A 24,490-nucleotide genomic window follows, 5' to 3' on the forward strand; every position below is an offset into this window, starting at 1 on the left:
ACATGCCATGATAGATCGACTGGAGAAGGAAGTCGATATGCTGGAACGCCACTTGCAGGTCCTGAAAATGGTCATTGAGAACGAACCTATCGGCATCGTGAAGATGTCGAACGAGACGGGATACCCCCATCACAAGGTTCGCTACTCGCTGCGAGTTCTCGAAGAGGAAAACCTCATCTCGCCCTCCAATCAAGGTGCGATCACGACCGACCGTACCGAGGAGTTCGTTTCCGAACTCGATGAGAAACTCTCCGAGATTACGAACAAACTCGACTCGATGAAGATCGGCGAGAAAGCCGAAGCCGAAAACTAGAGTTCCGGAACCGTAACGTGGAATTCACCGTTTCGTGATTCCACCAGACACAGATGATATCCTCGTTTGCGGGATAGCTTGACGAAACTCTCTCTTTTTTCCCGCGTTAACAGTCCACCGCTGGTCGCATCCTCGGTCGTCTCCAACGCGGCCGGTTCGAAGAAGCTCTTCGTGACCTGGAAGGCCGCGCTGAGTTCGTCGCTCGCGCTGGAAACGCTGCTGGCCGCGTCCACCAGCGACCCCATCATCTCGCCGGTCGCGGGGTCGCGCGAGTCGTTGATGTTGGCCACGACGAGCGGGTTGCCCATCCTGTCGCGGAGAATGACGTCGAAGGGGAATTCCGTCTCCCCACCCTCCTCGTCTTCGGTGACCAGTGCTCCGTGTAGTTCGACGCGGTCTATCTTCTGAATCGCTTCGAACAGGTCCTTCAACCCGCGCTGGTGTCCCGTCTCCAGAATCTCGTACAGGAGGTCGACGACGAGCCACGAGACGAACTTGTACTCCATCGAGTCGTGAAGGAACGCCTCGAACTCCTGTCCATCGACCGCGACGCCCGCCGTATCGAACTGCGTGTGATGTTCGAGTTGCAGGTTCGACTCGATGGTATCGCGGCTGGCTTCGCCCGCCGCGGCGTCGGACAGGGTGCCCTTCCCCTTCGAGCCGTAGCGGACGAAGAAGTTGGTCTGCGTGAGCGCCTGTTCGGGGGTCAACTGGCGTTCGGCGGTGACGCCCGGACTCTGTTCCCGAAGCGTTTCGAGTTCGTCCGCCAGCTCGCCAACCCGCGCTTCGAGTCGGTCACGCTCCGATTTCAGTTCGTCGCGCTCCGCTTCGGTTTGTGCGAGTTTCGACTGGAGCGCCTCTATTTTCTCCGCTCGCGCCGTGAGTTCGGCCTCTATCTCCTTCGCCCTGTTCGACTGCCCGCGTCGGGGCGACTGTTGCGGCGTGGGTTGTCGCGGTGCGGATTGGCGTTGTGGCGTCTGCCGACCGGCCCGTCGCTGTTTGACGCCCGCGTCGCGGGACTTCGACGAACTGCTTTTCTCGGGGTCCAGCGACGGAATCGTCGTGGTCTCCTGCCACTGCTGTTCGTCCGACAAGGGGTCGGATACCCCACCACCGTTATCGCTTTCGGCATCCTCGGCGCTCGACGCGTTCGGCGTCGGTGCCGATTGTGTGCTCGCCTCCGCCGACTGGCCGGCCGTCGGGGTCGCGGTGGTCGAGGGCGTCGGCTGGCGGTTGGCGTCGGCCTCGGTCTCCGTGGTCGGTTGTTGGCCGGGTTCCGTTTCGGTCGGCGACCGGGGTCCCTCGCTCGCCGTCGATGCGGGGGACTGCTGGGCTTCGTCCGTCGATGGTTCGGGGTCGCTCGTTCCGTCCGGTTCCGCCGACGAACTCGACTCGTCAGGCGCGGATGGCGCGGGTGACTGCTCCGGCTCGGGTTCCGGTTCGGGCGTTTTCGGCTCCGGGAGTTCGATGATGTCCACGTCCGCCGCGACGACCTCGTAAATCCCCACCTCGTCGTTCGCCCGCTCGAACGCCTCGTCTCCGGTGACCAGTTGTTCGCTCTGTCCGACGTAGGCGGCGCTCATCGACCGCCCGGCGTGGTAGACCACGTAGTAGTCGCCGCTGAGAACGTTCTCGCTGAGTTCGATGTACCCCGTGAAATTGTTCGACGCGAGCGTCTCGCTCGCCTCCTTGAGGGGCGTATCGTTCGTGTAGTACTTCGCTTGCGTCTTTCCACCTCGCTCTTGCATGCTGAACAACAGCGGAAGCGAGGGGTGTGGGGCGTCGAACAGCGTCCCGTCGGCATCCTCGAACGTATCGAGTGCGCCATCAAACACGCCGATGACGCGGCCGTTCAACATGAACAGCCACGCCCCGCCCGCTTTGACCGCACCGGAAAATTCCTCGTCGGCAAGCGCGTGGAGCGTCTCCAGCCCACCGGAGAACGGACGAGAGCTCCACTCGGTTATCTGCTCGACTATGCGCGCATCCATATTACGTCAAAACGGAATCCCCCTCAAATAGTTTCGGGTTAGTCGAGTCCACGCATCAAGTACGGGGTGAGAAAAGGCGAGAGAGCTTTTGTGAGACTCCGTTCGAACGAGCGTCTCGGGCGGGGAGTGGTCGTGCCGTTCGAATCATCGAACCGGTGATAACGTCGTTCGAAAATCAGATCTTTTGTTCGGCGTCGTCGGCGAGCTCTTCCATGCGCTTGCCGATACGGCCCGCTTCGCTGAACTCGTCGTCGCTCATGACGTCGGCGAGCGAGTTTCCGAGAACGAAGACGGCGTGTTTGTGTTCGCTCTTGGACTTGTGAACGTGCGAGGGGTCGACGTCCAGTTGGTCGTATGCGTCGAACGCGCCGGTCGGAACGTCGTCTTGTTCACGGAAGTACTCCATGATGGTCACCATCTGCTCGTGCAGCTCCAAAAGCTCGTCCTTATGCATGCACGGCCATTAGAAGTTAGTCGGTTTAAGAGTTTCTGAGAACTATTCACACGTTGAGGGCACAGTCCGTTAGAAGACGTACTCGTCTTCGTGACCCATCATCCCCTCATCTTCGAGTCCCGGTTCTCTATCGTTGTCCATCGGTCCACTGGTCTTGTATGCCTTGAGACCGGTTGCGAGCAAGTCCTCGACGGCTTCCTCACGGTTGACGAACTCGCCCTGGTCGACCATCTGGGCGATTTGCATTTCGAGGTGCTCTGGGACGGTAATCTCTACCTTTGGCATTGGAACAATTGTGGGCTTCGGGAGGGGTGTTCTTAAGTCTGACGGGTAGATTGTACCGGTATTGAAAACACTGTTTCTGAATCCAAGAAATCAAATTTTCTTAAAAAGAATCTACATTTGTCATTCCAGAAAACTACCCGGCCGTGGGGCCGGAGAAACGAAAACTTGTCTGTCTGGACTCACCGATTGCCGAACATCTGGTCGAGCGAGTTGATGATGCTGCTCGGTTTCAACGACTCCATTCGCTGCTCCATTCGTTTCTGGTTGAAGTAGCTCGCGAACGCGAGGATGGTCGGCGGCCAGAGGCCGATGAAGAGTCCGCGCTCGCGGTTCCCCCTGACGAAGAACTGGTGCCACGAGAGGAGCACCGATGCCGCCGACGCGAGTATCGCGATGTCGCTCGTCGATTCCTGTGCCGCACCCATCACCGGGCGTTCTCGGGCTTCCGGCTGTTGCTCTGTCTGGGACATGCGACAGTCCGTTGTGTCACGTCGGTCTTTGTTATTCAGTCGGTACCGAGCGGCGAATTCGCCCCGGTCGAGGATACGACGGTTACCCGACGACTAGCCCGACCTTACCCCCGCAGCTGGCCGCGGTCGGTACATCTACCTTTCCCGCACCCCAGCGTTCGACCATGAGCGTTACGGACAAGACGGACATCCATCGTGAGTTCGACGGACAGCGATTGCCGCCGGGACAGCGCGAGACGAGCAAGTTTCCCGTCCTCTCGAAGGGGAGCACCCCGGAGTGGGACCCCGAGACGTGGGAGTTCTCGGTCACGGGTGCGGTCGAGAACGAACGCACCTTCTCGTGGGAGGAGTTCCGGGACCTGCCGAACGAGACGCAAAAACAGGACTTCCACTGCGTCACCGGTTGGAGCAAGTTCGACTGCGCGTTCACGGGCGTCACCTTCCCGACGCTCGCGGAACTCGCCGGAGTGGACGAGGACGCGGTTCACGTCATGTTCTCGGCCCTCGACGGCTACACGACCAACCTCCCGCTCGCCGACTGTCTGCGCGACGACGTGCTGTTCGTCTGGAATTACGACGGCGACCCGCTCCCCCGCGAGCACGGCGGGCCGCTCCGGGTGGTCACGCCGCACAAGTACGCCTACAAGGGGGCGAAATGGGTGGACGGAATCGAGTTCCTCACGGAACCGGAGCGCGGGTACTGGGAGAAACGGGGGTACTCCAACACCGCGAACCCGTGGAACGAGGAGCGATATAGTTAGGCTGAAGGGTCAGCGTTCCCGAGTTTCCATTAAATGCCACCGCACCGTGACGGTCAACTGTCGGCGGGTTCTCCGCTCGTAACTCGAACGTGCCGAGTACCCGACGTTTCGTTTCGCTCGTTTCTCGCCGGTCGGGCGGCACCGCGTCTCTATTGGACGTCGTCTGATGGACTCGAAATCACCGCGAGCGGCGCGGTTGCCCGTCTCACCGCGGACGGTGAACGCCGATTCGACGAGATTCGAGAACGCGCCGACGAACTCTTCGAAGCCGTCAACCGGGACGACGGCCCCGACGCCGCCCGTCCCCGTCTATTCGGTGGGTTTTCGTTCAGCGCGGAACACGAACCCTCACCTCCGTGGGAGGGATTCCCCGGTGCGGAGTTCGTCTTGCCCCGCGTCCAACTGACGCGAACCGAGCACGAAACGTGGCTCTCCGTGTCCGCCCGCGATACGGCGGAAGCGACCGTCGAAGAGACGCTCTCCGAGATACGCGCGGAAATAGAGGCGCTCCCGGAGATGCGCCCCAGCGGCGACTCGCCGGGCATCGAATCGACGCACCCCGCGACGGCACGCGACGAGTGGTGTTCACAGATACGCCACGCGACCGAGCGAATCCGGGAAGGGGAGCTGAAGAAAGTGGTTATCGCAACCGCGTTGGAGGTCGAACTCGCCGAATCCGTCGATGTGCCGGACATCCTCGAACGGTTGCGAACGTCGTACCCCGAATGCTACCGCTTCCTCATCCAACCCTCTTCGTCGGGCGGCTTCTTCGGCGCGCCGCCGGAACGCCTCGTCTCGCTGCGCGGACAGACGGTCGAGACCGAGGCGCTCGCCGGGTCGATAGGTCGGGGAGAGACGCCGGAGGAGGACGACGAACTCGCCGCGGAACTCGCCGACAGCGAGAAAGTCCGCGAGGAGCACGAACTCGTCGCCAAAACGATCCGCGAGGGGCTCGAACCGCTCGCATCGTCGGTCACGGTCGGCGACCGGCGATGCAAACGACTGTCCAACATCCAGCACCTTCAGACGCCGATTTCGGCCGAACTCGACGGCGACGAGCACGTCCTCTCGGTGGTCGAGGCCCTGCACCCGACTCCGGCCGTCGGCGGACTGCCGCTGGCGGACGCCATGCGGACCATCCGGGAGACGGAACGCTTCGACCGCGGGTGGTACGCCTCGCCGGTCGGGTGGTTCGACGCCGACGGCGACGGGGAGTTCGCGGTCGGCCTCCGCTCCGGCGTGGCGGGTGACGGCCGCGTGACCCTCTTCGCCGGAAACGGTATCGTCGCCGACAGCGACCCGGAAGCGGAGTGGGACGAAGTACAGCTGAAATTCCTGCCGATTCTGAACGAACTCGAATGACGTATCCCAACCGAAACACGCTGTGGGCCGAAACGTTCGTGGACGAGTTGGCCGCCGAGGGCGTCGATGCCGTCTGCCTCGCTCCCGGGAGTCGCTCGACGCCGCTGACCGTCGCGTTCGCCAAACACGACGACATCGAGGTATTTTCCCATCTGGACGAGCGGTCGGCGTCCTTCTTCGCCCTCGGCCGGGCGAAACGGACCGGAAAACCGACCCCCATCGTTTGTACGTCGGGGACTGCGGCGGCGAACTTCCATCCCGCCGTCATCGAAGCGGACAGGGCGCGGGTCCCGATGCTCGTGTGCACGGCCGACCGACCGCCGGAACTCCGCGATAGCGGCGCGAACCAGACCGTCGATCAGGAGAAACTGTACGGCGACGCCGTTCGCTGGTACACAGACGTGGCCGAACCGGAAGCGACCGGGCGAAAACTCCGCTACCTCCGGACGACGGTGGCCCGAGCGCTCGGGTCGGCAACCGGGACGCCGCCGGGACCGGTCCATCTCAACTTCCCGTTTCGAAAGCCGCTCGAACCGGTCGAAGTCGAGGGCGACGTTCCCGACTCGTTCGAGGCCGACAACCCGCTCGCCGCCGAGGGTCGTGACGGTCCGTTCGTCACCGTCTCACAGGGCGTCCCGGAACTCGATTCCGACGCGCGCTCCCGACTCGTCGATGCCGTACGCCACGCCGAGCGCGGTCTGTTGGTGGCCGGTCCCGCAGACGGACCGACCCCGGAGCGCTCCGCGCTGGCGGCGCTGGCCGACGCGACCGGTTTTCCCGTGCTGGCCGACCCGCTCTCGGGCCATCGGTTCGGACACGACGGTTCCATCGTCGGCGGCTACGACTCGTACCTCGTTCCGGACGTGACCGAGGCGTGGCCCGACCCCGACGTCGTGATTCGGTTCGGCGCGTCGCCGACCTCGAAAACCCTTCGTCGATACCTCGAACGTACCGAAAGCCGACAGTTCGTCGTGGACCCGGCGGGCGGCTGGCGCGAAGCCACCTTCACCGCGACGGACCTCCTCGTGGCGGACCCGACGCGGTTGGCCCGCCGCCTCGCCGACGAACTCGACCCGCAAAGCGCGAACGAGACGTGGATGGCACGATTCGAACGCGCCGAGTCCGCACACTGGTCGCTCGTGTCGGACTCCGCGGAGCACTTCGAAGGCAACCTGCTCGCGTCCGTCGCAAAGCTCGTTCCCGACCCGACGACGCTGTTCGTCTCCAACAGCATGCCGATTCGGGATTTGGACCGGTTCGCTCGCCCCCGCTCCGCCGACGTGACGGTGCTCGGTAACCGAGGGGCGAGCGGTATCGACGGTATCATCAGTTCGGCGCTCGGTGCCGGAAGCGGGACGGACGACCCGCTCGTCCTCGTCACCGGCGACCTCGCCTACTATCACGACATGAACGGGTTGCTCGCGCTCGAACGCTGTGGGGTGGACGCGACCATCGTCGAAATCAACAACGACGGCGGCGGCATTTTCCACATGCTCCCAATCGAATCCTTCGACCCGCCGTTTACCGACCAGTTCCGAACGCCGCACGGACTCGATTACTCGGCGACGGGCGACCTCTACGGACTGGACTTCGAACGCGTCGAGACGCTTCCCGCGTTCCGGGACACGTTTTCGGACTCCCTCGATAGTTCGGGAACGAACGTCATCGAAGTCCGCACGACCGCCGAAACGAGCCACCGGATTCGGGAGTCGTTACAGGACCGCCTCGTCGCTGAACTCTCTGCCTAGTTTTCGCCGAAGATACTTGAGAAAGGTTGTGGAGTTACGTCTGTGAATGCACCGGTAGATTGTTTTCGTGAGCGAAACGGCCACCGAGTCGAAGGAACTCGTAACCTTCCTTCGGGAACACGTCGGGACCTCCTTCGAAGCATTCGCGGTGCAAAACACGTCCTCGGCCGCTGTCTCGACGTGATGAGGTAAGTGACGCGCGTCACCCGCACGTTCGAGTGAGTTCTCTATCGCTCCCGCTCCCGGTCTCGTTCCCGTTCCTGCCGCTCGGGTTCGTCGGTTCCTTCGAGTTCCGTTCGTAGTTCCGCCACCTCGTTTTTGAGTTCGTCCACGTCTTCCTTCGTCGCCCTGCTCCCGCCCGCCCGACGGTAGAGCAGAAACAAGCCACCGAAGATGGTCAACGGTATGCCGAACAGCATGATGGCCGTGATGAAAATGACGATCAGTTCCGCACCACCGGGAACCGGACCGAACAGGGGAATCATACTGCCCGGTTGACAACCGAGCGGCAAAAGTCTCGTGGTCACACACCCACGATAAGCGGCCCTATCAGCACCCCCATCAAATGCACGCGCCGACAGCCCAGTCGCGGCGGGAGCAGGCCGAGAACGGCGCTGCAGACGAACAGTCCGATTCCGATGACTCCGGCGAACAGGAACGAAGCCGCGACCAACAGACCGAGGACGGCGACCGACAGTCGTCGGTAGTCCATCCCGCCGACCGTTTCGAGGTAGGTGTCGCCGAGCACGAGGACGAGGACGAATCCGACGACTCCGGCGACGGCGGCGCTGACGAGGAGTACCGGAAGGTCGAGCGGTGCGTTCGTCTCCCGGAGGGCGACCATGACGCCCGTTCGAGGCGTGTCGAGCGAGACGAGGGCGAAGAGCGCGAAAATCGTGTTGGCGGTGTTGACGCCGCTACTCGCCACGATGAACCCGCGCGCCTCGGTGCGGTCCGGGACCAGCGTGAGCGCGAGAACGGCGGCAATCGCGCTCGAAACGCCGGGCAGATAGCCGACGATTGCTCCGGCGAACGACCCCGCGAGCGCCGTCATGAGAAGCAGGGGTCGTGGCATGGTGAGCGTCGTCCCCGCCTGTTTCGGGACGCCCGCTCCACCCATCGCATCGAGGAGGACGGGCGCGCCGAACAGTCCCGCGAACAGCGGCGTGAGGACGCTCCCGACGCCGAGCGGCGCGGTCGGCGACAGCGGGAGCGACAGGATTCCGAGCACCGCGCTCGCGGAAAACGCCACGACACCGCCGATTTGCCCCCGTCTCGTGGGTTCCGTGAATACCAGAAACCCGGTCGTTCCGAGGAGGAACAGCGGGAGGTGGCCGCGGAGGAACGGATACACGTCCGTCATCACCATCGTTACCGGGATGGCGAGCGGAACCGCGACGGCCACCGCGAGTCCGCTGCCCAGCGCCGACAGTCGAATCGCCTCCCGTCCCTGCCCCTCGATGACCAGGCGATGGCCGGGGAGCGCGCTCGCCGCCATCACCGGGTCGGGGACGCCGAGCGCGAGCGCCGGAACCACGTCGAGAAACGAGTGGACGACGCCCGCGGCGAGGATGGCCGCGCCGACGAGTTTCGGCGGCCCGGCTATCGACGTCGCCACTGACGCCAGCAACAGCGCGAGGTTGTTGACGTGAATTCCCGGCGTCAGTCCACTTATCGTCCCGATTCCGACGCCGCCGAGAACGAACGCCACCGTCGTCATCGTCGTCGCCGGGTCGAATAGGAATCGCGTTCCGAACGCCTCCATCGGGGCGGAGTGGTCCCGTCTTCGTATGTAAACGTTAGCAGTGGCTGGCGGGGAAGCGCGCGAAAGAAAAGTTTCGAGTTGGGAGCGTCGCGTTTAGCCGAAGAGTTCGCCGAGGCCCTCGCCACCGGCGTCCTCGTCTTCGTCGTCCTCTTCTTCTTCCTCTGCGGCTTCCTCTTCTTCGGCTTCGTCGGCGCCTTCGTCGTCGCCTCCGGCGGGAGCGGCGGACGCTCCACCAGCGGGGACGGCGGCGGCCTGTTCGACTGCCTCCTCGATGTCCACGTCTTCGAGTGCGGCGACGAGCGCCTTGACGCGGGATTCTTCGACATCGACGCCTGCAGCGTCGAGGACGTCCGTGAGGTTTTCTTCGTTGATCTCTTCGCCCGATTCGTTCAGGATGAGTGCAGCGTAAACGTATTCCATTGTTAGTTATCCGAACATAGCGCCGAGGCCTGCTCCTGCGTCTTCGTCGTCGTCATCGTCGTCATCGTCTTCAGGCTCGGCTTCAGTTGCTTCTTCGTCAGTCGATTCTTCTTCCTCGGCCGCGCTGTCCGTCGCCGGGGCTTCGACACCGCGAAGCTCCTCGGGCAGCGCGTCCTCGTCGTCGATTTGTGCGGCAAGTGCGCGCAGTTGCGCGTCTGCCTTGCTCACGAGGTCCGGCACGACGTCCGGACTCTCGATGGCGGCCTGCAGACCGAGGCTCTTGGCCTCGCCGGTCGCCTTCGAGATGAGCAGGGGCGCGGTCTGCTCGGTCGGGTACACCGCGTTGACCGAGAGGTTGCGGGCAAAGGCCGCAGCCGTCTCGATGTCCGTGCGATACTCGTCCACGTCGATGGCGAGCTCGTCCGACTCGAACATGACGCCATCGGAGTAGACGGCGCGCAGGTCGAGACCGACCTCTTTCGGCTCCATGCCGAGTTCGGAGAGCACGTTCGCGAGCTCTTCCGAAACCTCGTCACCTTCCTCCGCGACGAGGCTGTCCTCGGTCACGTGGATGGAGCCGTCCATGATCCGTGCGGATGCACCGGCCTGCTGGAGTTCGCCGACGAACGGTCCGGGGTCGACACCCGTGTCACCCTCGGGGATGAGGATGTCGTTCGGGGCGATTTCGCCAGCCGAAATCGGTGCCGGGCTCTTCGAGGCTTCCAGTTCCTTGTACAGCCCGAACGGGTTGTCGTTCGTGCCGATGAGGCCGATTTGCCCGGAGACGTACTCTTCGAGGTCCTCGAAGCCAGCGCCGACCGAATCGAGCGCGCGCTTCACCAGCGTGTTACGGCTGACGCGGAGTTCCGCGCTTCCGTGAAGGCCGCGGCGCATGTTCTGGAGCTGTTTGCTCGGAATGCCGGTGATGTTGACGACGCCGACGCTGTTGTAGCTCTCGACGAAATCCGTCAGCTCAGCGACTTCCTCGCGCTTCCACTCCGGAATGGTCTCTGTCTTGCGTTCGGCTTCTGCGGACATTCTAGGCTACCTCCACCGACGGTCCCATCGTCGTTTTCACGTAGATAGTATCCACGTTGAGCGGGCCTTTCTCCAAGTTGGAGTGCAGACGCCGAACGATAACGTCGATGTTCTCGGAGATGTCCTCGGCGGACATGTCTTCTGCGCCGACGAGCGTGTGGAACGTTCGTCGGTCGCCGCTCCGAAGCTGGACCGTGTTTTTCATCCGGTTGACGGTTTCGACGACGTCGTCGTCGGGTTGCAACGGCGTCGGCATCTTCCCGCGCGGACCGAGGACGGTACCGAGGTATCGACCGATGTCTTGCATCATCGACGCCTCGGCAATGAAGAAGTCCGTGTCGTCCGCGAGGTCTTTTGCCGCGTCGTTGTCGTCGCCCAAGTCTTCCAAGTCGTCGCCCGAGAGAACGTCGTCCGCGACGTCCTCGGCACGAAGGGCGGTTTCACCCTCCGCGAAAACGACAATCTTGGTGTCTTGGCCGGTTCCAGACGGGAGTACGACACTCTCGTCTACACGATTCGACGGATCGTTTAAATCTAGGTCGCGCAAGTTGATTGCGAGGTCCACCGTTTCGCGGAAATTCCGCTCAGGGGAGTCCTCGAGTGCGCGAGAGACTGCTTGCTCTATCTCATTATTTGCCATCGTTCACCTCCGTAGTACGCAGGAATGCTCCTACGGGTCAGTGAAACAGGCCATGCCTGTCTCACCCGAATTTGACGCATGCGGAACTTAAACCCGTCGAACCATTTCGGAACGAACGGCCGTTCGAGCCGTCACTGGTTTGCGGTTTGGGGTCGCATCACGAAGGGACAACGATGGTGACGATGACGTCGCTCACCGGTGTCGTGGCGCTCGCGCTCGCGGCCGTTCACGTGAGCGCGGGACACATCCGGTCGTTTCGGGTGATTCCGCGGAGCTACTGGCTTTCGATGGCCGGCGGTGCGTCGGTCGCGTACGTCTTCGTCCACGTCCTCCCCGAACTCGAAGGCGGCACGATACTCCAGTCAGTGCCGCTCCTCGCCGGATTCTTCGAACGTCACGTCTATCTCGTCGCGCTCGTCGGATTCGCGCTGTTTTACGGGTTAGAGCGCCTCGCGCGGGAATCCGGTCGCAACGCGGACGTGCGACCGGAGACGAACGCGAGTATCTTCTGGATTCACATCGGGGCGTTCACGGCGTACAACGCGCTCATCGGCTACCTGCTCGTTCATCGGGAACAGCCGGGCGTCGTCGGGTTGGCCTTGTACGCGACCGCGATGGGACTGCACTTCGTCGTCAACGATTACGGCTTTCGGGACCACCATCGGGAGACGTACGACCGAATCGGTCGGTGGGTACTCGCCACTGCCGTCGTAGCCGGGTGGGGCATCGGCATCAACACCCACGTCGACGAAGCCGTCGTGAACACCCTCTTCGCGTTCCTCGCGGGGGGAGTCATCCTCAACGTCATCAAGGAAGAACTGCCGGAAGAACGCCGCAGTCGCTTCTGGGCGTTCGCGGTCGGTGCCGGTTGCTACTCGGCGATACTGTTGTTGGTATAGGGAAGAAAAACCGAGTTACGCGGAGAGAGCGTCGTCGTACTCGCCGTCGTCGACCTTGGCTTTGAACTCGCGTGCGTCGTCACCCTCGACGGTGACGCCGAGTGAGGCGCACGTTCCGACGACTTCCTTCGCCGCGTTCTTCGTGTCGTAGGCGAGGAGGTCGGGTTTCTTCTGCTCCGCGATTTTCTTCACTTGGTCTATCGAGAGGTCGGCGACGAAATCCTTCTGGGGTTCGCCGCTACCCGTCTCGAATCCGGCCTCGTCCTTGATGAGCGCCGCCGTCGGCGGAACACCGATTTCGAGGCTGAAACCACCGTCGTCCTCGACGAAGACGGTGACGGGGACTTCCGTCCCGTCGAACGCCGCCGTCTGCTCGTTGATCTCGTTGACGACTTCCTGCACGTTGACCGCGGTCGGGCCGAGTTCCGGTCCGAGTGGTGGGCCGGGATTGGCCTGTCCGCCGGGGACGAGTACTTCGATCGTATCTACCATACGTAACCGAAATCTCGCTGGAGTTTTAAGGATTTTCTTTTCCGGCGTTGCCGAACGGTGGATACCGGCGTCGAGAATGTCAACCGTTCACTCGGGGACCGGCCGCGAAAACGAGGACATCGCCCACTCGACTACGGCAAACTTACGCCGCGTCGTCCCAAAAATTGGCTCGCGTTCTTTATTTCGACGGGGCTCCCGATGAGTCGGTAGCGTTCGTCGTCCAGCGGGACGATGGTCAGCGTGAACTCCCCTTCGAGTTCGTTCCGAATCCCGCAGAGAGACTCCCGGTGGAGGATTATCTGCGTGCTGTCGCGGAGATGAGCGGGATTCGGCATGTACCTACGTGTGATTTGGCGAGGCGAAACCTATTAACGTGTCGAATCTGACGACAAAATCCCCCTGACGAGAAGGAACAAGCTTTTCGGCGGCCACGGCCGACGTGTTGCTAATGGGACTGGAGGAGGAAATCGAAGCACTCCGCGAGGAAATCTCGGACACGCCGTACAACAAGTCCACCGAGAGCCACATCGGTCGGCTGAAGGCGAAACTCGCGGAGAAAAAGGAGAAGCTACAGAACCAGTCCTCCGCCGGTGGCGGAGAGGGATACGCCGTCGAGAAGACGGGCGATGCGACCGTCGCGTTCGTCGGGTTCCCGAGCGTGGGGAAATCGACGCTGTTGAACTCGCTCACCGCCGCGGAGAGCGAAGTCGGCGCGTACGAGTTCACGACCCTCAACGTGAACCCGGGGATGTTGCAGTACAACGGTGCGAACATCCAACTCCTCGACGTTCCCGGCCTCATCGAGGGTGCGGCCCACGGACGGGGCGGCGGGCAAGAGGTCCTCTCCGTCGTTCGCGCCGCGGATCTCGTGGTCTTCGTCCTCTCTGTCTTCGAAATCGACCAGTACGAACGGCTTCGGGAGGAGTTGTACGAGAACAAGATTCGGCTGGATTCCACCCCGCCCAGTATCTCCATCGCCAAAAAGGGTCGCGGCGGAATTCGGGTGACCTCCAGCGCGGAGCAGGACATCTCCGAGAACGTCATCAAGGAGGTCCTCCGCGAGCACGGGTACGTGAACGCGAACGTCACCCTCCGCGAGAAGGTAGATATCGACCGCCTCATCGACGGCATCATGGACAACCGCGTCTACATCCCGTCAATGGTGTCGGTGAACAAGGTGGACCTCATCGAACACGACTACGCGGAAAAAGTCCGCGGGCAACTGCGCGACCACGACATCGACCCCGACGAGGCCGTGTTCATCAGCGCGGAAAAGGAGAAGGGACTCGACGCGCTGCGGGAGAAAATCTGGAACGAACTCGGCCTGATGCGGATATACATGGACAAGCCGGGTCGGGGCGTCGATTACGAGGAACCGCTCGTCCTCCCGCAAGGGAGCACCATCGAGGACGCCTGTCACCACCTCGGCGGCGAGATGGAGCAACGCTTCCGGTTCGCTCGGGTCAGCGGCCCGAGCGCGAAACACGACGAACAGCAGGTCGGAATGGAACACGAACTCGCAGACGAGGACGTGCTCCGACTCATCCTTCGAAAGTGACCCCCGCCGTCCCTTCTACCCATCTCGCTCCGAAATGGCGTCGGCGACTCGCCCTTCTCGCGCTGTTTTTCGTCCCGTGGACGGTCCTCGTCGCACCCAGCGGCACCACGCTGGTCTTCCCGTGGGGGCTCCTGAACCCGACGACCTACCACGTTACGACGCTTCCCGATTACCTGTTCGTCCTCACGTCCGGCTTGCCACGGCAACTCCTCGCGTGGCCGCTCAGCGTGTGCCTCTATCTCCTCGCCGTTCTGAGTTCGTTCGCCGGGCGGTTCGAGGACCGTCGGGTGACCGGTTGGCTGCTCGTGTTCGCCGGTGTGACGCACGTTGGATTCTCGCTTCGGTTCGTTCATCGGTCCGGGTTGGTCGCTCCGCTCGGGCCGGTCTGTCTCCTGCTGTGTGCGTGGTGGTTTTACTGGCCCGACCTTGGAAGAATAATAGAGTAGTTCGCACGCGTACGCATTGCGTGCGATGTTCCATTTCCAGTATTCATTTTTCCCCGCCCGGTTTCCGCGAGCGGTACCCTTTTCGCTTCGGAGCGGGTGGTTTCGGACGTATGAGCGGGACATTCGACCACGTGATGATGCGTGTAGAGGATTTGGACGAATCGCTCGACTGGTACGAGACGCACCTCGGGTACGAGGAGAAGGGCCGCTGGGAGGCGGACACGTTCACGAACGTCTACCTCGGACCGGAGAACGTCCACGACGAGGGTGCCGTCCTCGAACTCACGTACAACCACGACGACCGGTCGTACGAGATGGGCGACGCGTGGGGACACATCGCGGTGCGCATCCCGGAGGACGAACTCGAATCGTCGTACCAACAACTGATGGACGAGGGCGTCGAGGACTACCGCGACCCGGAGTCCTGTGGCGGACGATACGCCTTCGTCAAGGACCCCGACGGCCACGAAATCGAGATCGTAAAGCGCGACTACGGCGAGAAGTGGAGCATCGACCACACGATGATTCGCGTCGAGGACGCCGACGAGGCGCTCGGCTTCTGGACGCGCAAGTTCGAATACGAACACACCGGTCGCTGGGAGTCGGACACGTTCGCCAACTACTTCATGAAACCCGAGGACGCCGCCCGAGAGGCGATGGCGGTCGAACTCACCTACAACTACGACGGCCGGTCGTACGAGATGGGCGACGCGTGGGGGCACCTCGCGGTGCGCGCTGACGACCTCCACGACACGTGGGAAACCCTGCTGGAGCGCGAGGCGGACGACTACCGCGACCCCGAATCGTGCGACGACAGGTACGCGTTCACCAAGGACCAAGACGGCCACGAAATCGAGATTATCGAGCAGAACTGAGCGGTTCGAGGCCGAATGCGGTTTTTTTCTCGGAGGGACGATCCAGCCGCAGAACACCTGCGCATTCCGAATATATAACTAAATATTCAGTCACAGTTTTCATTCATAATCGTCACAGAGTCATGTTTTCGTTCGATTTGGTTCGTCAACCCTACTTAAAGAGTGGAATGATGAACCGTCTCATTAATCCCTCATTGTCATAACTCGGACGGGAGCCGAACGCCGTCATTGGTCGGTTTCATTACCGTTTCGTGGAAACTCCAGTACTGCCCATATTGTCCGAATTAGGGCGCGTGAGTACGTAACGGCCGATTACCAGACCACAAAGCATTTATAATAATGGACTAACGTTCTTCCTGTACCCCTACCCATGGTGGCAGATGGAGTACCACTTCCCTCCCCGTGCGATACGGGTTGGACGAAATGTCTATACGGTCGTGGGAAAGGAACTGTCGCCGTACGAGAAACAACTAACGAGAAAGCATGACAGGAAACAATACAAAGGTTCGCAGCCTCGCGCTGACCGCGATGCTCGTGCTGTCGGTCTTCGCCGGCACCATGGCGTTCGCGGGCTCGGCTGCTGCGGCCAGCTCGGCCGACGCGACGATTGGCACTGACTCGCCGATCTTCCAGGGCCAGACAGTCAATGCTACTGGTTTCAACAGTAGCACGGATGTAACGCTCGAAATCAAAGACGGCGATGGCTGGACGTACGAGGACGAATACACCTCGGACGGCAGCGGAAACATCACGTTCGACACCGCCAACCTCGAGGGTCGATACCGTCTCGTCGAAGGTACCCACGAACAGAAGTTCCAGGTCGTCGAACAGTCGCTCGACATGAGCGCCAGCGACGACACTGTGAAGAACGACGGTTCGGACTCTTCGATCACCTTCACGCTCGACCACGCCAACCGTAACGACTTCGATGTCTACGCGACGTCCGATGCGGCGTTCGGCGAAGACACGAAGATGAACGTCGGCACCTACAGCGACGATGGTGCCAAGAACTCGCTCGACTTCACTGGTGTCGACGCTGGTACGTACAACATCACGCTCCACGTGAACGACACGACCGCGAGCCAGACCTTCGAAGTCACCGTCAAAAACGCTGGCGACGTCAGCGCCTCCTTCGGCGAAACGTCCTACAGCGTCGCGCGCGGTGACGTCGTTCCGGTGACGGTTGACCTCAAGAACACGAACGATGCGACGGTTCAGGTCGGCAGCGACGACTCGAACTTCAACATGTCCGTCTACGTCAAGGATGGTTCCGATGACGCCAACGACGGTCAGGTCACGTTCTACGTGAACACCTACAAGACGACCAGCGGCACCGCTAGCGACGTCATCTACGGCGACGGTAGCGGTGACACGGTCACGCCTTCGTGGGTCACGCCCGCAAGCGGCGGTCTCGACAAGCCCCTCGCAGTGACTGGTAACGACATCTACCGACTCCGCGTCGACGCCAACGGCGACGGCACCCCGGACGGCGCTTCCGCGCTTTCGGTTTCCTCGCGCCACACTGGCAACGCACAGACGTGGATCGCACCCAGCGACCTCGACGGTGCGGACAACGCAACGGAACTGACGGCTCTCGCTACCCAGCGTAGCAGCGTCGCCTACGGTGACCACGTTGTCGTCCAAGTCAAGGACACCAACGGCATCTTCGGCGCTGTTGACACGCTCAACAGCGGAGAGGACCTCACGGACATCCAGGGTCTCTCGCTCACCTTCGTCGAGCAGAACCCCGAGCAGAACAAGGATGCTGTCAAATTCAACACGACGGCCGACGGTGTCTCGCTCATCTCGGACAGCGACAACCAGACGCTCTACGCCGTCGTCGACACGTCCAAGCTCGCTGACAACAGCGGCATTGAGGAAAGCAACGTCAAGGGCGACTGGAAAGCGACCTTCAAGGTTGCTGAAAATTACGGCGTCTCGCCGGACGACGACCAGACCGTCAGGACTTCGTTCTCGGTCGAAGAGGCCACTGTCGAAGTGAACGGTGGCGACGACGTCTCCGTCGCTCCCGCTGACAACCAGACCATCTCGGGTACGACCAACCTCGCGCCCGGTACCACGGTCACCCTGCAAGCCAGCTCCGGTGCCTTCTTCGAGAACCAGCCTGACCTCACGGTCGGCGAAAACGGCGAATTCTCGGCGATGTTCGACTTCAGCAAGTACGACAACGGCACCGAGTTCAGTGTCAAAGCAATCGCTGGCGACCACACGGGATCGGTCGACGGCATGCTGAACCAGAACGCTGGTACGACCACGACGACGACCACGACGACGACCACGACGACGACCACGACGACGACCACGACGTCCTCGGAGACGACCACCTCGTCCTCGGAGACGACCACGTCCTCGTCCAAGACGACGACCTCGTCGGAAGAATCCACGACCGAAAACGATGACGGTCAGCCCGGATTCGGCGTCGCTATCTCCGTCGTTGCACTCCTCGCGGCCGCGCTCCTCGCGCTCCGCCGAGAGAACTAAATCGGACACCGAGTCTGATTTCGACTGACGAAACCTACTTCATTTTTCGCGCACTCGATCCGTGAGCGGCGGCGCTATCGACCGCCGAAAAATCGAGAATAAGACCGTTCTATACGACGTCGAGCAGGTCGCTCGGCGCGTCGGCGAGCGATTCGAGCGCGTCGGCTTCGATGTGGTGGAGGTCGCCCGGGACGACGAGCAGATGGAGCGGGTCGCCGAAATCACGCTCCGCGAGTTCCGAGAGTCGGTCGGCTTCGACCAGCGGGTCGGGGCTTCCGGCGCGCGCGACGACGACGGCGAGCACGTCGTCGTATCCGTCGGCGAGCAATTCCGCCGCGTGGCTCGCGGTCATGTACTCGTCCTCTCCGGCTTCGTCCTTTTTTCTCGGATTCCAGCCGACTTTGATGTCGAGGTAGACGAGTGTGTGCAGGCCTCGCTCGCGGTTGTCGTCGAGAACATCGGTCACGCTCGCTGGGAGTCCGTCCGCACCGTGGGCGTACTCGAACGGTAGCGTGGTCGCTTTCCCGAAGCGGTAGTTCTGCAAGCCGGTGAGTCCGCTCGCGGCGGACTCGGCGGTCGGTGCGTGAACCACGCGAGTGTCGATACCGCGGTCTTCGGCCCGGAGTCGGAGGTCGACGTGCGTCGTCGAAATCATGGTGTCACCGGCGGTGAGGAATGCGGCGTCGCCCGACTCGGCGGCAGCGAGGATGTCGTCCGGGTGCTGTTCGACGCCAGCGCGGTCTCGAACCTCGATGTCCGTGTCGTGAAACGCTTCGAGGTCGGTCACGTCCGCTCCGATGAGCTTGCTGGTGTAGAATTCGGCGAACACGCGGTCGGCGTCGGCGATGGCGTCGCGGCCCTCGACGGTGATCGAACGCTCGTCGTACAGGCCGAGTCCGATGAAGGTGAGCATGTGCGCTCTCCGTGTTCCGGCCGGTTAAAGCGCGCGAAGTACGCCGTTCGAAAAATTCAGCGGCTCATCGCGTCGGCTCAGTAAGGCTGACTCGGGAGGTGCTCCATCGATTGCGTTCCGATTCCCTGGGACGTTCCCTGCGTTCCGTACTGCTGGCCGAACCGCCGCCCTCCGGTTTGCTGACCGGACTGCTGTCCACCGACCTGCTGGTCGGATTGGTGGGTACCGGTGGTTTGGAGCGCAGAGAGTCCCTTCTCGATGGTGCCGAGCGACTGTTTGGCGTTCTCGATGGTGGCCTGTACCTCGGGTTCACCCGTGTGCTGTTGAAGCTCCTGTAGGCCCTCTTGGATGGCTTGCACGGAGCATTGCCCGATAGTGTGACTGACCGGTGACTGTCGGATGATGAGTTTCTTCTGTAACTCCGCGAGTTCTTGAATATCGTCACAGACGTTTGCGACGCGGGGCAATCCGCGTTGAACCGCCTTCACTTTGGCCCACTCGGCCGTGGTCGAGACCTTCTCCAAGTCGTCCACAGCGAGGCGAACCTCACTGGGAACCGATTCTTCGTATCGCTGGCGAATCTGTTGGCCGAACTGCTCGGCCTGCCGGTGCTGCTGTTGCATCGGTTGCTGTTGCATCGGTTGCTGTTGCATCGGTTGCTGTTGCATCGGCTGTTGTTGCGTCGCCTGCCGGTGCTGTTGTTGCATCGGCTGTTGTTGCATCGGTTGCCGACTCGATTGTCGTTCGAACTGTTGCGTCTGTGGCTGTCGTGTCTCTTGCTGGTACTGCTGACCCGTCGGTCGATACCGTTGTGACTGTGACTGCTGGCCGATGTCGAGTTCTTGTGTCTCCGGTTGCTGTAGTCGTTGTGTCATGGTTCTCTACCGGTCCCGAATTGGAACCAAGCCGCGGTACTCCGACGCCGGGAATAAACCGACGACTCCGTTTCGAATCGTTCAGCTACGCCATCCGACAGCAATGATGACTCGAACGGTTCGACTCCGCGACGGCACCCGATTAGCGGCCGCCGTTTAATAGATAGGGAATGGACGGTTGCGATAGGAAATCGACAGTTCCCCGGCGTACTCCCACAGTGGAGAGTCGATTACTTTGCGACACGCTGTCAAGCGGTGGTGTGGGCAAGTGGCCGTTTGCAACTCGAAACTGTCCGTTGGTTCGACAGGGCCGTCCCCTCGCCGCGACCCGAAGCGTCAGCGTTAACGCCCGCTTCCGGTAACGATGACGTATGGAAGTGCCTTGCGTGCGCGTCGAACGGGAAGAGGGGGAAGCGGCGCGCCGCGAACTCGCCGAGTCGGATTTGATCGTGGACGAGGTGGAGATCGTCGTCGAAGACGGGTGGCTGTACATCCCCGTCACCGACCCAGACGCGATTCCACCGACGTTCGAGGTCGTCACCCGCGACCTCCCGACGCGGACGACACAGCAGATGCCCGCCGACATCCTCGGCTTCGAACCGAGTTACGAGCGACTGGGTGAAATCGTCCTCATCGACGAGGACGACCCCGAACTGGCGATCGAAGTCGCCGACGCGGTAGTCGCCTCGACCCTCCCGGTCGAGACGGTGCTCAACCGCGCATCGAAGGTCAAAGGTGAGACTCGCGTGCGCGACTGGGACGTGCTGGCCGGGAACGGAACCGAAACCGTCCACCGCGAGTACGGTTGTGAGTTCCTCTTGGACGTCGCGCGGGTCTACTTCTCCCCTCGACTCGCCACGGAGCGCCACCGCGTCGCGGAGCAGGTGGAACCGGACGAACGCGCCTTCGACATGTTCGCGGGCGTGGGGCCGTTCGTGATTCCGTTCGCAAAGCGCGGCGCGACGGTCGTCGGCGCGGACGTGAACGATGTGGCAATCGACTACCTCAACGAGAACGCCCGCCGGAACGGGGTCGAAGACCGCGTGACGGCGATTTGCGGCGACGTTCGGGAGACGGCGACGGAGTACGAGAACTGGGCCGACCGCCTCGTCATGAACCTCCCGCACAGCGCGGACGAGTTCCTCGACACCGCCGTCTCCCTCGCGGGCGACGAGTGCGTCGTCCACTACTACGACATTCAACACGAGGACGACCCGTTCGGCCCCGGAGAGGCGGCAATTCGCGCGGCGGCGGAACCGGAATACGACGTCTCGGTCGAAACGCGGCAGACGGTGCGGTCCTACGCGCCGCACGAACTCAACGTCTGTCTGGACGTTCGATTGACGCGGTAGTTCGTGATGAATTAACGCCGGTGCCCGCGGCCATTTCGCAACCCTTATGCACTCCGTGGTGTCTACGTTGTAATGCAGTTGGAAGCCCCATGCTGGTGTCCGACGGAGCGTAGCGACGTCGGGTACGGGACACGAGCATACGCGAGTGTGCCGGTGTAGCTCAGACTGGCTAGAGCGATTCCTTCGTAAGGAATAGGCCGAGGGTTCAAATCCCTCCACCGGCTTCCTTTTCGAAAAACTTCACGATGAGCGGAGCGGATTCGTGGTGGGTTTGAATCAGTGAGTGAAGCGAACGATTGAACGGGACGACCGTGAGCCGTGGGCGACCCCGAGAATGGAACCCACTAACTCTTCGACGTCACCCGATTTCCAGTTCACAGAACGAGAGATTCCAACTTCCTTCCTCGGCCAGTCGGCGACCGTTGACCGTCCAGTCTCCACCCGACCCGCCGATGGGCCGCGCCGAGAACCAGTACTCCGAGGTCAATCGGGAGAGGGGGAAACGGTCGGTCGGCAGAAATCCGTGGTCGGCGAGGAGCGACCGCGGAAGCGTGGTTCCCGCGGCGACGATCACGTCGGCGTCCCGGTGTTCGTCGATGATTCGCCCGAGGAGCACGGAGAGCGCCCGTTCCCGTGCCGTTCCGCCCGCGACCGGAAGCACGTCCGAGAGGTGGACGATGGTTTGGTCCGTTTTTCGTTGTTCGCCAACGACCATGGCGACGGGGCCGTACTCGCCGCGATATACGTAGGTCGTGTACTCGTAGCGAGGGTTCAGGAATCGCCACGCGAGGAACGTCTCGTCGCGGACGGCGTGGGCGCTCGCGGTGCGCTGTGTGGCGGCGATGTCGGCGAGCATGGCCGGACGGAGGTCGTCGTAGCGGTCGATGACGGAATCCGGGGCTCTCGACGTCATCCGGTCGCGCCCTGCGAGGTACCCTCGAATCGCGGGGAGTGCGGCGCTCGCAACCGGCGAATCGCTCAGCGCCTGCGGGTTCTGTACGCGGTAGTGTTCGGTGAAGTTCGTCAGAACGCCGTCCCGGAGCGAGAGCTTGTCCGCCAACTTCTCCAGTCCGGCTTTCACCGCCTCGTTCGGGAATCCGACGACGATGGACGGCTCCCGCGGGCCGTAGTAGTCGTAGACGTGTTTCGCCATGCGGGTGAACAGCCCCTGTCGGCGATGGTCGGGGTGGACCATCGGGTCCACCTGCACGAGCGCGAGTTCGCGCGTTCCGCCGACGGAGAGCGGAACCGGGAGGCTCGGCCGTGCACCCACGACCTCGCCGTCGCGCTCCGCGACGCAAATCGGGACGTGTGACAGGTAGGGGTTGTCGCCGAACTTCCAGTCGAACCACTCGCCGCGCCCGCGGCGGTCGCCGAACACGGTTTCGTATAGCGCCAGCACACCCGCTCGGTCGTCGGGGTCGTACTGCCGGACGACGTACGACCCGCTCTCTCTCGCGTCGGGGTCTGCCATCTCGTCGGCCATCGGGGAGTGGACGACTGCGGCCGACGTAAATCGGGACGGTCGTTCACTCGCGTAGGCGGACGCTTCGCTCACGTGAACGTGGTACGGAACACCTGCTTTCTCGGAAGAGGTGGCGTAAGTCGTCCGTTTGCTGGGGGTTCCGATGAACGATGCTCCGTACTTTTCCCGGCGTGTCGCGGGCGTGTTCGCATGGAAGCCGACTCGTTTTCGGTCGCGGCACGGTCGGGGAACGTCGCGCGACTGTACGACGAAACCGCGGAGTGTCACGCCGAGAAACTCGCGCTCGAAACGGACGGGAAACGGTACACGCACGCCGAACTCCGGGACCGGTCCGCTCGATTTGCGGGCGGATTGCAGGCCCTCGGGCTCCGTCCGGGCGACCGAATCGCGCTCTTTCTCCCCAACTGCCCCGAGTTCGTTATCGCGGCCCTCGGTGCGCTCAAAGCGGGGACGCCGTTCGTCCCGATGAACCCGCAGTATCGAACCCGAGAAGTCGCCTATCGTCTGGACGACAGCGACGCCACGGCCGTCGTGGTGGACGAATCGCTCCGCGAGACGGCCGCGGACGCGATACGGGGGGTCGAAACGGACCCGGTGGTCATCGGTCGCGGGGATTGGGATGGAGAGGACGGAGACGGAATTGCGGACGCGGACCGCATGTTCGCGGACGTGGACGGCGAACCGGTCCTCGCCGAACGAACCGACGGCGACGTCGCCATGCAACCGTACACCAGCGGGACGACGGGGACCCCGAAGGGCGTCCTGCTCACCCACCGGAACCTCCGAGCGCAGTCGTTCATGGGGTTCGAGCGAACCGCCCTCGACGCCGACGAGGAGCGGTTTCTGTCGGTCCTTCCGCTGTCGCACATCGCCGGGTTCGTCAACCGGACGTGGCAGCCCCTCGTTCGCGGGGCGAGCGTCTTCCTCCGCGATTCCGAGTCGTGGGACCCCGAGGCGGCCATGGCGACCATCGAGTCGAAGCGAATCACGAAGTTCGGCGCGGTCGCCGCGATGTACGTGGATATCGTCGAACACGACTCCTTCGGCGAGTACGACCTGTCGAGTCTGGCGGAGTCGATGGAGGGCGGCGCGACCATGCCGACACCGGTACAGGAGACGTTCGAGAACGGCGTCGGGGTCGAACTGTTCGAGGCCTACGGGCTGACCGAGACGGGCGGCGGCACGCACGCCGGAATCAACGCGACGTTCGGGCCGCGTCCGGGCACCATCGGGCAACCGTTTCGCGCGACGGACTGTGCGGTCGTGGACGAGGACGGCGAGACCGTCTCGCCCGGAGAGGCGGGCGAACTGCTCGTTCGCGGCCCGCACGTCATGAAGGGCTACCACGAGCGACCGGAGGCGACCGACGCGGCGTTCACCGACGACGGCTACTTCAAAACCGGCGACATCGTGCGCCGCGACGAGGACAACTACTACGAGGTTCTCGGGCGGAAATCCGACGTCATCGTCACCGCGGGCTACAACGTCTATCCGGGGGAAGTGGAGGAAGTGCTCTACGACCATCCCGACGTCGCGGAGGCGGCGGTCGTCGGAAAACACGACGACCGTCGCGGCGAAACCGTCGCCGCCTACGTGGTTCCGGCGACCGGCGTGTCTCCCAACGCCGACCGACTGCGAGAGTACTGCCTGGAGACGATGGCGGCGTACAAACACCCGCGCGAAATCGAGTTCGTCCGAACCCTCCCGCGAACGACGAGCGGGAAGGTCCAGCGGTTCGAACTCGGCGGACGAGCGGACGACTGATGCGGCGTTGCGGTCGCCGAGAGGGGCAAACGGGCGTCCATCGACCGTGGAAGATGCGCTCCGACCTGCAGGCGTCCCCTA

At 62.6% G+C, this 24,490-nt stretch carries 25 protein-coding genes and 1 tRNA gene; 12 read left to right on the forward strand and 14 right to left on the reverse strand.

Annotated features, from left to right (window positions below; translation table 11 throughout):
• The first annotated feature begins 7 nt into the window (after positions 1-7).
• Positions 8-313, forward strand: coding sequence for a hypothetical protein (locus OPC11_RS07940; protein WP_007978624.1), 306 nt, complete (start codon positions 8-10; stop codon positions 311-313).
• Here OPC11_RS07940 and OPC11_RS07945 read toward each other — a convergent pair.
• From OPC11_RS07945 to OPC11_RS07960, 4 genes are all read right to left on the reverse strand, one after another.
• On the reverse strand, positions 310-2,304 hold the full coding sequence (locus OPC11_RS07945; protein ID WP_264781543.1) for a hypothetical protein: 1,995 nt from the start codon (positions 2,302-2,304) through the stop codon (positions 310-312). The two genes, OPC11_RS07940 and OPC11_RS07945, sit on opposite strands and share 4 nt — an antisense overlap.
• A gap of 175 nt (positions 2,305-2,479) precedes the next feature.
• The gene (locus tag OPC11_RS07950; RefSeq protein ID WP_007978620.1) at positions 2,480-2,758 is read right to left on the reverse strand and encodes a UPF0058 family protein; all 279 of its coding nucleotides are present in this window, start codon (positions 2,756-2,758) and stop codon (positions 2,480-2,482) included.
• Positions 2,759-2,827: 69 nt separating this feature from the next.
• Positions 2,828-3,043 carry a surface glycoprotein precursor gene (locus OPC11_RS07955; RefSeq protein WP_007978619.1) on the reverse strand — a complete coding sequence of 72 codons (216 nt, stop codon included), beginning with the start codon at positions 3,041-3,043 and terminating at the stop codon, positions 2,828-2,830.
• 179 nt (positions 3,044-3,222) lie between these two features.
• Positions 3,223-3,513: a hypothetical protein gene (locus tag OPC11_RS07960; RefSeq protein WP_232423688.1), complete on the reverse strand. Its 291-nt coding sequence runs from the start codon at positions 3,511-3,513 to the stop codon at positions 3,223-3,225.
• Positions 3,514-3,677: 164 nt separating this feature from the next.
• On the opposite strand from OPC11_RS07960, the gene OPC11_RS07965 reads away from it, so the two are divergent.
• The 3 genes from OPC11_RS07965 to menD are packed head-to-tail and all read left to right on the forward strand — an operon-like array spanning position 3,678 to position 7,384.
• On the forward strand, positions 3,678-4,274 hold the full coding sequence (locus OPC11_RS07965) for a sulfite oxidase-like oxidoreductase (protein ID WP_007978615.1): 597 nt from the start codon (positions 3,678-3,680) through the stop codon (positions 4,272-4,274).
• 33 nt (positions 4,275-4,307) lie between these two features.
• Positions 4,308-5,636: an isochorismate synthase gene (locus OPC11_RS07970; RefSeq protein WP_264781544.1), complete on the forward strand. Its 1,329-nt coding sequence runs from the start codon at positions 4,308-4,310 to the stop codon at positions 5,634-5,636.
• The gene (gene menD / locus OPC11_RS07975) at positions 5,633-7,384 is read left to right on the forward strand and encodes a 2-succinyl-5-enolpyruvyl-6-hydroxy-3-cyclohexene-1-carboxylic-acid synthase (RefSeq protein ID WP_264781545.1); all 1,752 of its coding nucleotides are present in this window, start codon (positions 5,633-5,635) and stop codon (positions 7,382-7,384) included. The genes OPC11_RS07970 and menD overlap by 4 nt, the downstream gene beginning before the upstream one ends.
• A 227-nt stretch (positions 7,385-7,611) precedes the next feature.
• Here the strand turns inward: menD and OPC11_RS07980 are convergent, their stop codons facing one another.
• The 5 genes from OPC11_RS07980 to OPC11_RS08000 all read right to left on the reverse strand — a co-directional run bounded on the left by OPC11_RS07980 (position 7,612) and on the right by OPC11_RS08000 (position 11,247).
• Positions 7,612-7,869 (reverse strand): hypothetical protein, encoded by a 258-nt coding sequence (locus tag OPC11_RS07980; RefSeq protein ID WP_264781546.1) that lies wholly within the window; start codon positions 7,867-7,869, stop codon positions 7,612-7,614.
• Positions 7,870-7,907: 38 nt separating this feature from the next.
• Complete coding sequence (locus tag OPC11_RS07985) at positions 7,908-9,149, reverse strand: tripartite tricarboxylate transporter permease (protein WP_264781547.1); 1,242 nt, start codon at positions 9,147-9,149, stop codon at positions 7,908-7,910.
• A 93-nt stretch (positions 9,150-9,242) separates the two neighbouring features.
• A complete protein-coding gene (gene rpl12p / locus OPC11_RS07990) occupies positions 9,243-9,569 on the reverse strand; it encodes a 50S ribosomal protein P1 (RefSeq protein WP_007978602.1) in 327 nt (108 codons plus the stop codon).
• Positions 9,570-9,575: 6 nt separating this feature from the next.
• Positions 9,576-10,607, reverse strand: a complete 1,032-nt coding sequence (locus OPC11_RS07995) for a 50S ribosomal protein L10 (protein ID WP_264781548.1) — start codon at positions 10,605-10,607, stop codon at positions 9,576-9,578.
• 1 nt (position 10,608) lies between these two features.
• A complete protein-coding gene (locus OPC11_RS08000) occupies positions 10,609-11,247 on the reverse strand; it encodes a 50S ribosomal protein L1 (RefSeq protein WP_069449852.1) in 639 nt (212 codons plus the stop codon).
• 173 nt (positions 11,248-11,420) lie between these two features.
• On the opposite strand from OPC11_RS08000, the gene OPC11_RS08005 reads away from it, so the two are divergent.
• A complete protein-coding gene (locus OPC11_RS08005) occupies positions 11,421-12,146 on the forward strand; it encodes a hypothetical protein (RefSeq protein WP_264781549.1) in 726 nt (241 codons plus the stop codon).
• Between the two features lie 15 nt (positions 12,147-12,161).
• Here the strand turns inward: OPC11_RS08005 and OPC11_RS08010 are convergent, their stop codons facing one another.
• Both OPC11_RS08010 and OPC11_RS08015 read right to left on the reverse strand, forming a co-directional pair.
• Complete coding sequence (locus OPC11_RS08010) at positions 12,162-12,638, reverse strand: 50S ribosomal protein L11 (RefSeq protein WP_007978598.1); 477 nt, start codon at positions 12,636-12,638, stop codon at positions 12,162-12,164.
• Between the two features lie 131 nt (positions 12,639-12,769).
• Positions 12,770-12,973: a hypothetical protein gene (locus OPC11_RS08015; protein WP_007978597.1), complete on the reverse strand. Its 204-nt coding sequence runs from the start codon at positions 12,971-12,973 to the stop codon at positions 12,770-12,772.
• A gap of 113 nt (positions 12,974-13,086) precedes the next feature.
• Between OPC11_RS08015 and OPC11_RS08020 the strand changes: the two genes are divergently transcribed.
• The 4 genes from OPC11_RS08020 (at position 13,087) to OPC11_RS08035 (ending at position 18,019) form a co-directional block, all read left to right on the forward strand.
• A complete protein-coding gene (locus OPC11_RS08020) occupies positions 13,087-14,196 on the forward strand; it encodes a GTP-binding protein (RefSeq protein WP_264781550.1) in 1,110 nt (369 codons plus the stop codon).
• A complete protein-coding gene (locus OPC11_RS08025) occupies positions 14,193-14,642 on the forward strand; it encodes a TIGR04206 family protein (RefSeq protein WP_264781551.1) in 450 nt (149 codons plus the stop codon). Before OPC11_RS08020 ends, OPC11_RS08025 begins: the two co-directional genes overlap by 4 nt.
• Before the next feature lie 110 nt (positions 14,643-14,752).
• Positions 14,753-15,517 carry a VOC family protein gene (locus OPC11_RS08030; protein ID WP_264781552.1) on the forward strand — a complete coding sequence of 255 codons (765 nt, stop codon included), beginning with the start codon at positions 14,753-14,755 and terminating at the stop codon, positions 15,515-15,517.
• Positions 15,518-16,000: 483 nt separating this feature from the next.
• The gene (locus OPC11_RS08035) at positions 16,001-18,019 is read left to right on the forward strand and encodes a BGTF surface domain-containing protein (protein ID WP_264781553.1); all 2,019 of its coding nucleotides are present in this window, start codon (positions 16,001-16,003) and stop codon (positions 18,017-18,019) included.
• A gap of 109 nt (positions 18,020-18,128) precedes the next feature.
• Here the strand turns inward: OPC11_RS08035 and dph5 are convergent, their stop codons facing one another.
• Positions 18,129-18,932 (reverse strand): diphthine synthase, encoded by an 804-nt coding sequence (gene dph5 / locus OPC11_RS08040; protein WP_264781554.1) that lies wholly within the window; start codon positions 18,930-18,932, stop codon positions 18,129-18,131.
• 77 nt (positions 18,933-19,009) lie between these two features.
• Positions 19,010-19,807, reverse strand: a complete 798-nt coding sequence (locus OPC11_RS08045; protein WP_264781555.1) for a hypothetical protein — start codon at positions 19,805-19,807, stop codon at positions 19,010-19,012.
• Between the two features lie 371 nt (positions 19,808-20,178).
• Here OPC11_RS08045 and OPC11_RS08050 point away from each other — a divergent pair, with 371 nt between their 5' ends.
• Both OPC11_RS08050 and OPC11_RS08055 read left to right on the forward strand, forming a co-directional pair.
• Complete coding sequence (locus OPC11_RS08050) at positions 20,179-21,159, forward strand: class I SAM-dependent methyltransferase family protein (protein ID WP_264781556.1); 981 nt, start codon at positions 20,179-20,181, stop codon at positions 21,157-21,159.
• Between the two features lie 149 nt (positions 21,160-21,308).
• A tRNA-Thr gene (locus OPC11_RS08055) sits at positions 21,309-21,383 on the forward strand.
• Between the two features lie 134 nt (positions 21,384-21,517).
• Here the strand turns inward: OPC11_RS08055 and OPC11_RS08060 are convergent.
• Positions 21,518-22,717 (reverse strand): GNAT family N-acetyltransferase, encoded by a 1,200-nt coding sequence (locus OPC11_RS08060; RefSeq protein ID WP_264781557.1) that lies wholly within the window; start codon positions 22,715-22,717, stop codon positions 21,518-21,520.
• A 117-nt stretch (positions 22,718-22,834) separates the two neighbouring features.
• On the opposite strand from OPC11_RS08060, the gene OPC11_RS08065 reads away from it, so the two are divergent.
• The gene (locus OPC11_RS08065) at positions 22,835-24,409 is read left to right on the forward strand and encodes an AMP-binding protein (protein WP_264781558.1); all 1,575 of its coding nucleotides are present in this window, start codon (positions 22,835-22,837) and stop codon (positions 24,407-24,409) included.
• Positions 24,410-24,490 lie beyond the last annotated feature (81 nt).

This window comes from Haladaptatus sp. T7 (assembly GCF_026008575.1).
Classification (GTDB): Archaea; Halobacteriota; Halobacteria; order Halobacteriales; family Haladaptataceae; genus Haladaptatus; species Haladaptatus paucihalophilus.

What these genes read in the sequence shown, in the direction of transcription:
- OPC11_RS07940 (WP_007978624.1), top strand. Translation starts at nt 8, where the DNA reads ATGATAGATCGACTGGAGAAGGAAGTCGATATGCTGGAACGCCACTTG.
- OPC11_RS07945 (WP_264781543.1), bottom strand. Translation starts at nt 2,304, where the DNA reads ATGGATGCGCGCATAGTCGAGCAGATAACCGAGTGGAGCTCTCGTCCG.
- OPC11_RS07950 (WP_007978620.1), bottom strand. Translation starts at nt 2,758, where the DNA reads ATGCATAAGGACGAGCTTTTGGAGCTGCACGAGCAGATGGTGACCATC.
- OPC11_RS07955 (WP_007978619.1), bottom strand. Translation starts at nt 3,043, where the DNA reads ATGCCAAAGGTAGAGATTACCGTCCCAGAGCACCTCGAAATGCAAATC.
- OPC11_RS07960 (WP_232423688.1), bottom strand. Translation starts at nt 3,513, where the DNA reads ATGTCCCAGACAGAGCAACAGCCGGAAGCCCGAGAACGCCCGGTGATG.
- OPC11_RS07965 (WP_007978615.1), top strand. Translation starts at nt 3,678, where the DNA reads ATGAGCGTTACGGACAAGACGGACATCCATCGTGAGTTCGACGGACAG.
- OPC11_RS07970 (WP_264781544.1), top strand. Translation starts at nt 4,308, where the DNA reads ATGCCACCGCACCGTGACGGTCAACTGTCGGCGGGTTCTCCGCTCGTA.
- menD (WP_264781545.1), top strand. Translation starts at nt 5,633, where the DNA reads ATGACGTATCCCAACCGAAACACGCTGTGGGCCGAAACGTTCGTGGAC.
- OPC11_RS07980 (WP_264781546.1), bottom strand. Translation starts at nt 7,869, where the DNA reads ATGATTCCCCTGTTCGGTCCGGTTCCCGGTGGTGCGGAACTGATCGTC.
- OPC11_RS07985 (WP_264781547.1), bottom strand. Translation starts at nt 9,149, where the DNA reads ATGGAGGCGTTCGGAACGCGATTCCTATTCGACCCGGCGACGACGATG.
- rpl12p (WP_007978602.1), bottom strand. Translation starts at nt 9,569, where the DNA reads ATGGAATACGTTTACGCTGCACTCATCCTGAACGAATCGGGCGAAGAG.
- OPC11_RS07995 (WP_264781548.1), bottom strand. Translation starts at nt 10,607, where the DNA reads ATGTCCGCAGAAGCCGAACGCAAGACAGAGACCATTCCGGAGTGGAAG.
- OPC11_RS08000 (WP_069449852.1), bottom strand. Translation starts at nt 11,247, where the DNA reads ATGGCAAATAATGAGATAGAGCAAGCAGTCTCTCGCGCACTCGAGGAC.
- OPC11_RS08005 (WP_264781549.1), top strand. Translation starts at nt 11,421, where the DNA reads ATGGTGACGATGACGTCGCTCACCGGTGTCGTGGCGCTCGCGCTCGCG.
- OPC11_RS08010 (WP_007978598.1), bottom strand. Translation starts at nt 12,638, where the DNA reads ATGGTAGATACGATCGAAGTACTCGTCCCCGGCGGACAGGCCAATCCC.
- OPC11_RS08015 (WP_007978597.1), bottom strand. Translation starts at nt 12,973, where the DNA reads ATGCCGAATCCCGCTCATCTCCGCGACAGCACGCAGATAATCCTCCAC.
- OPC11_RS08020 (WP_264781550.1), top strand. Translation starts at nt 13,087, where the DNA reads ATGGGACTGGAGGAGGAAATCGAAGCACTCCGCGAGGAAATCTCGGAC.
- OPC11_RS08030 (WP_264781552.1), top strand. Translation starts at nt 14,753, where the DNA reads ATGAGCGGGACATTCGACCACGTGATGATGCGTGTAGAGGATTTGGAC.
- OPC11_RS08035 (WP_264781553.1), top strand. Translation starts at nt 16,001, where the DNA reads ATGACAGGAAACAATACAAAGGTTCGCAGCCTCGCGCTGACCGCGATG.
- dph5 (WP_264781554.1), bottom strand. Translation starts at nt 18,932, where the DNA reads ATGCTCACCTTCATCGGACTCGGCCTGTACGACGAGCGTTCGATCACC.
- OPC11_RS08045 (WP_264781555.1), bottom strand. Translation starts at nt 19,807, where the DNA reads ATGACACAACGACTACAGCAACCGGAGACACAAGAACTCGACATCGGC.
- OPC11_RS08050 (WP_264781556.1), top strand. Translation starts at nt 20,179, where the DNA reads ATGGAAGTGCCTTGCGTGCGCGTCGAACGGGAAGAGGGGGAAGCGGCG.
- OPC11_RS08065 (WP_264781558.1), top strand. Translation starts at nt 22,835, where the DNA reads ATGGAAGCCGACTCGTTTTCGGTCGCGGCACGGTCGGGGAACGTCGCG.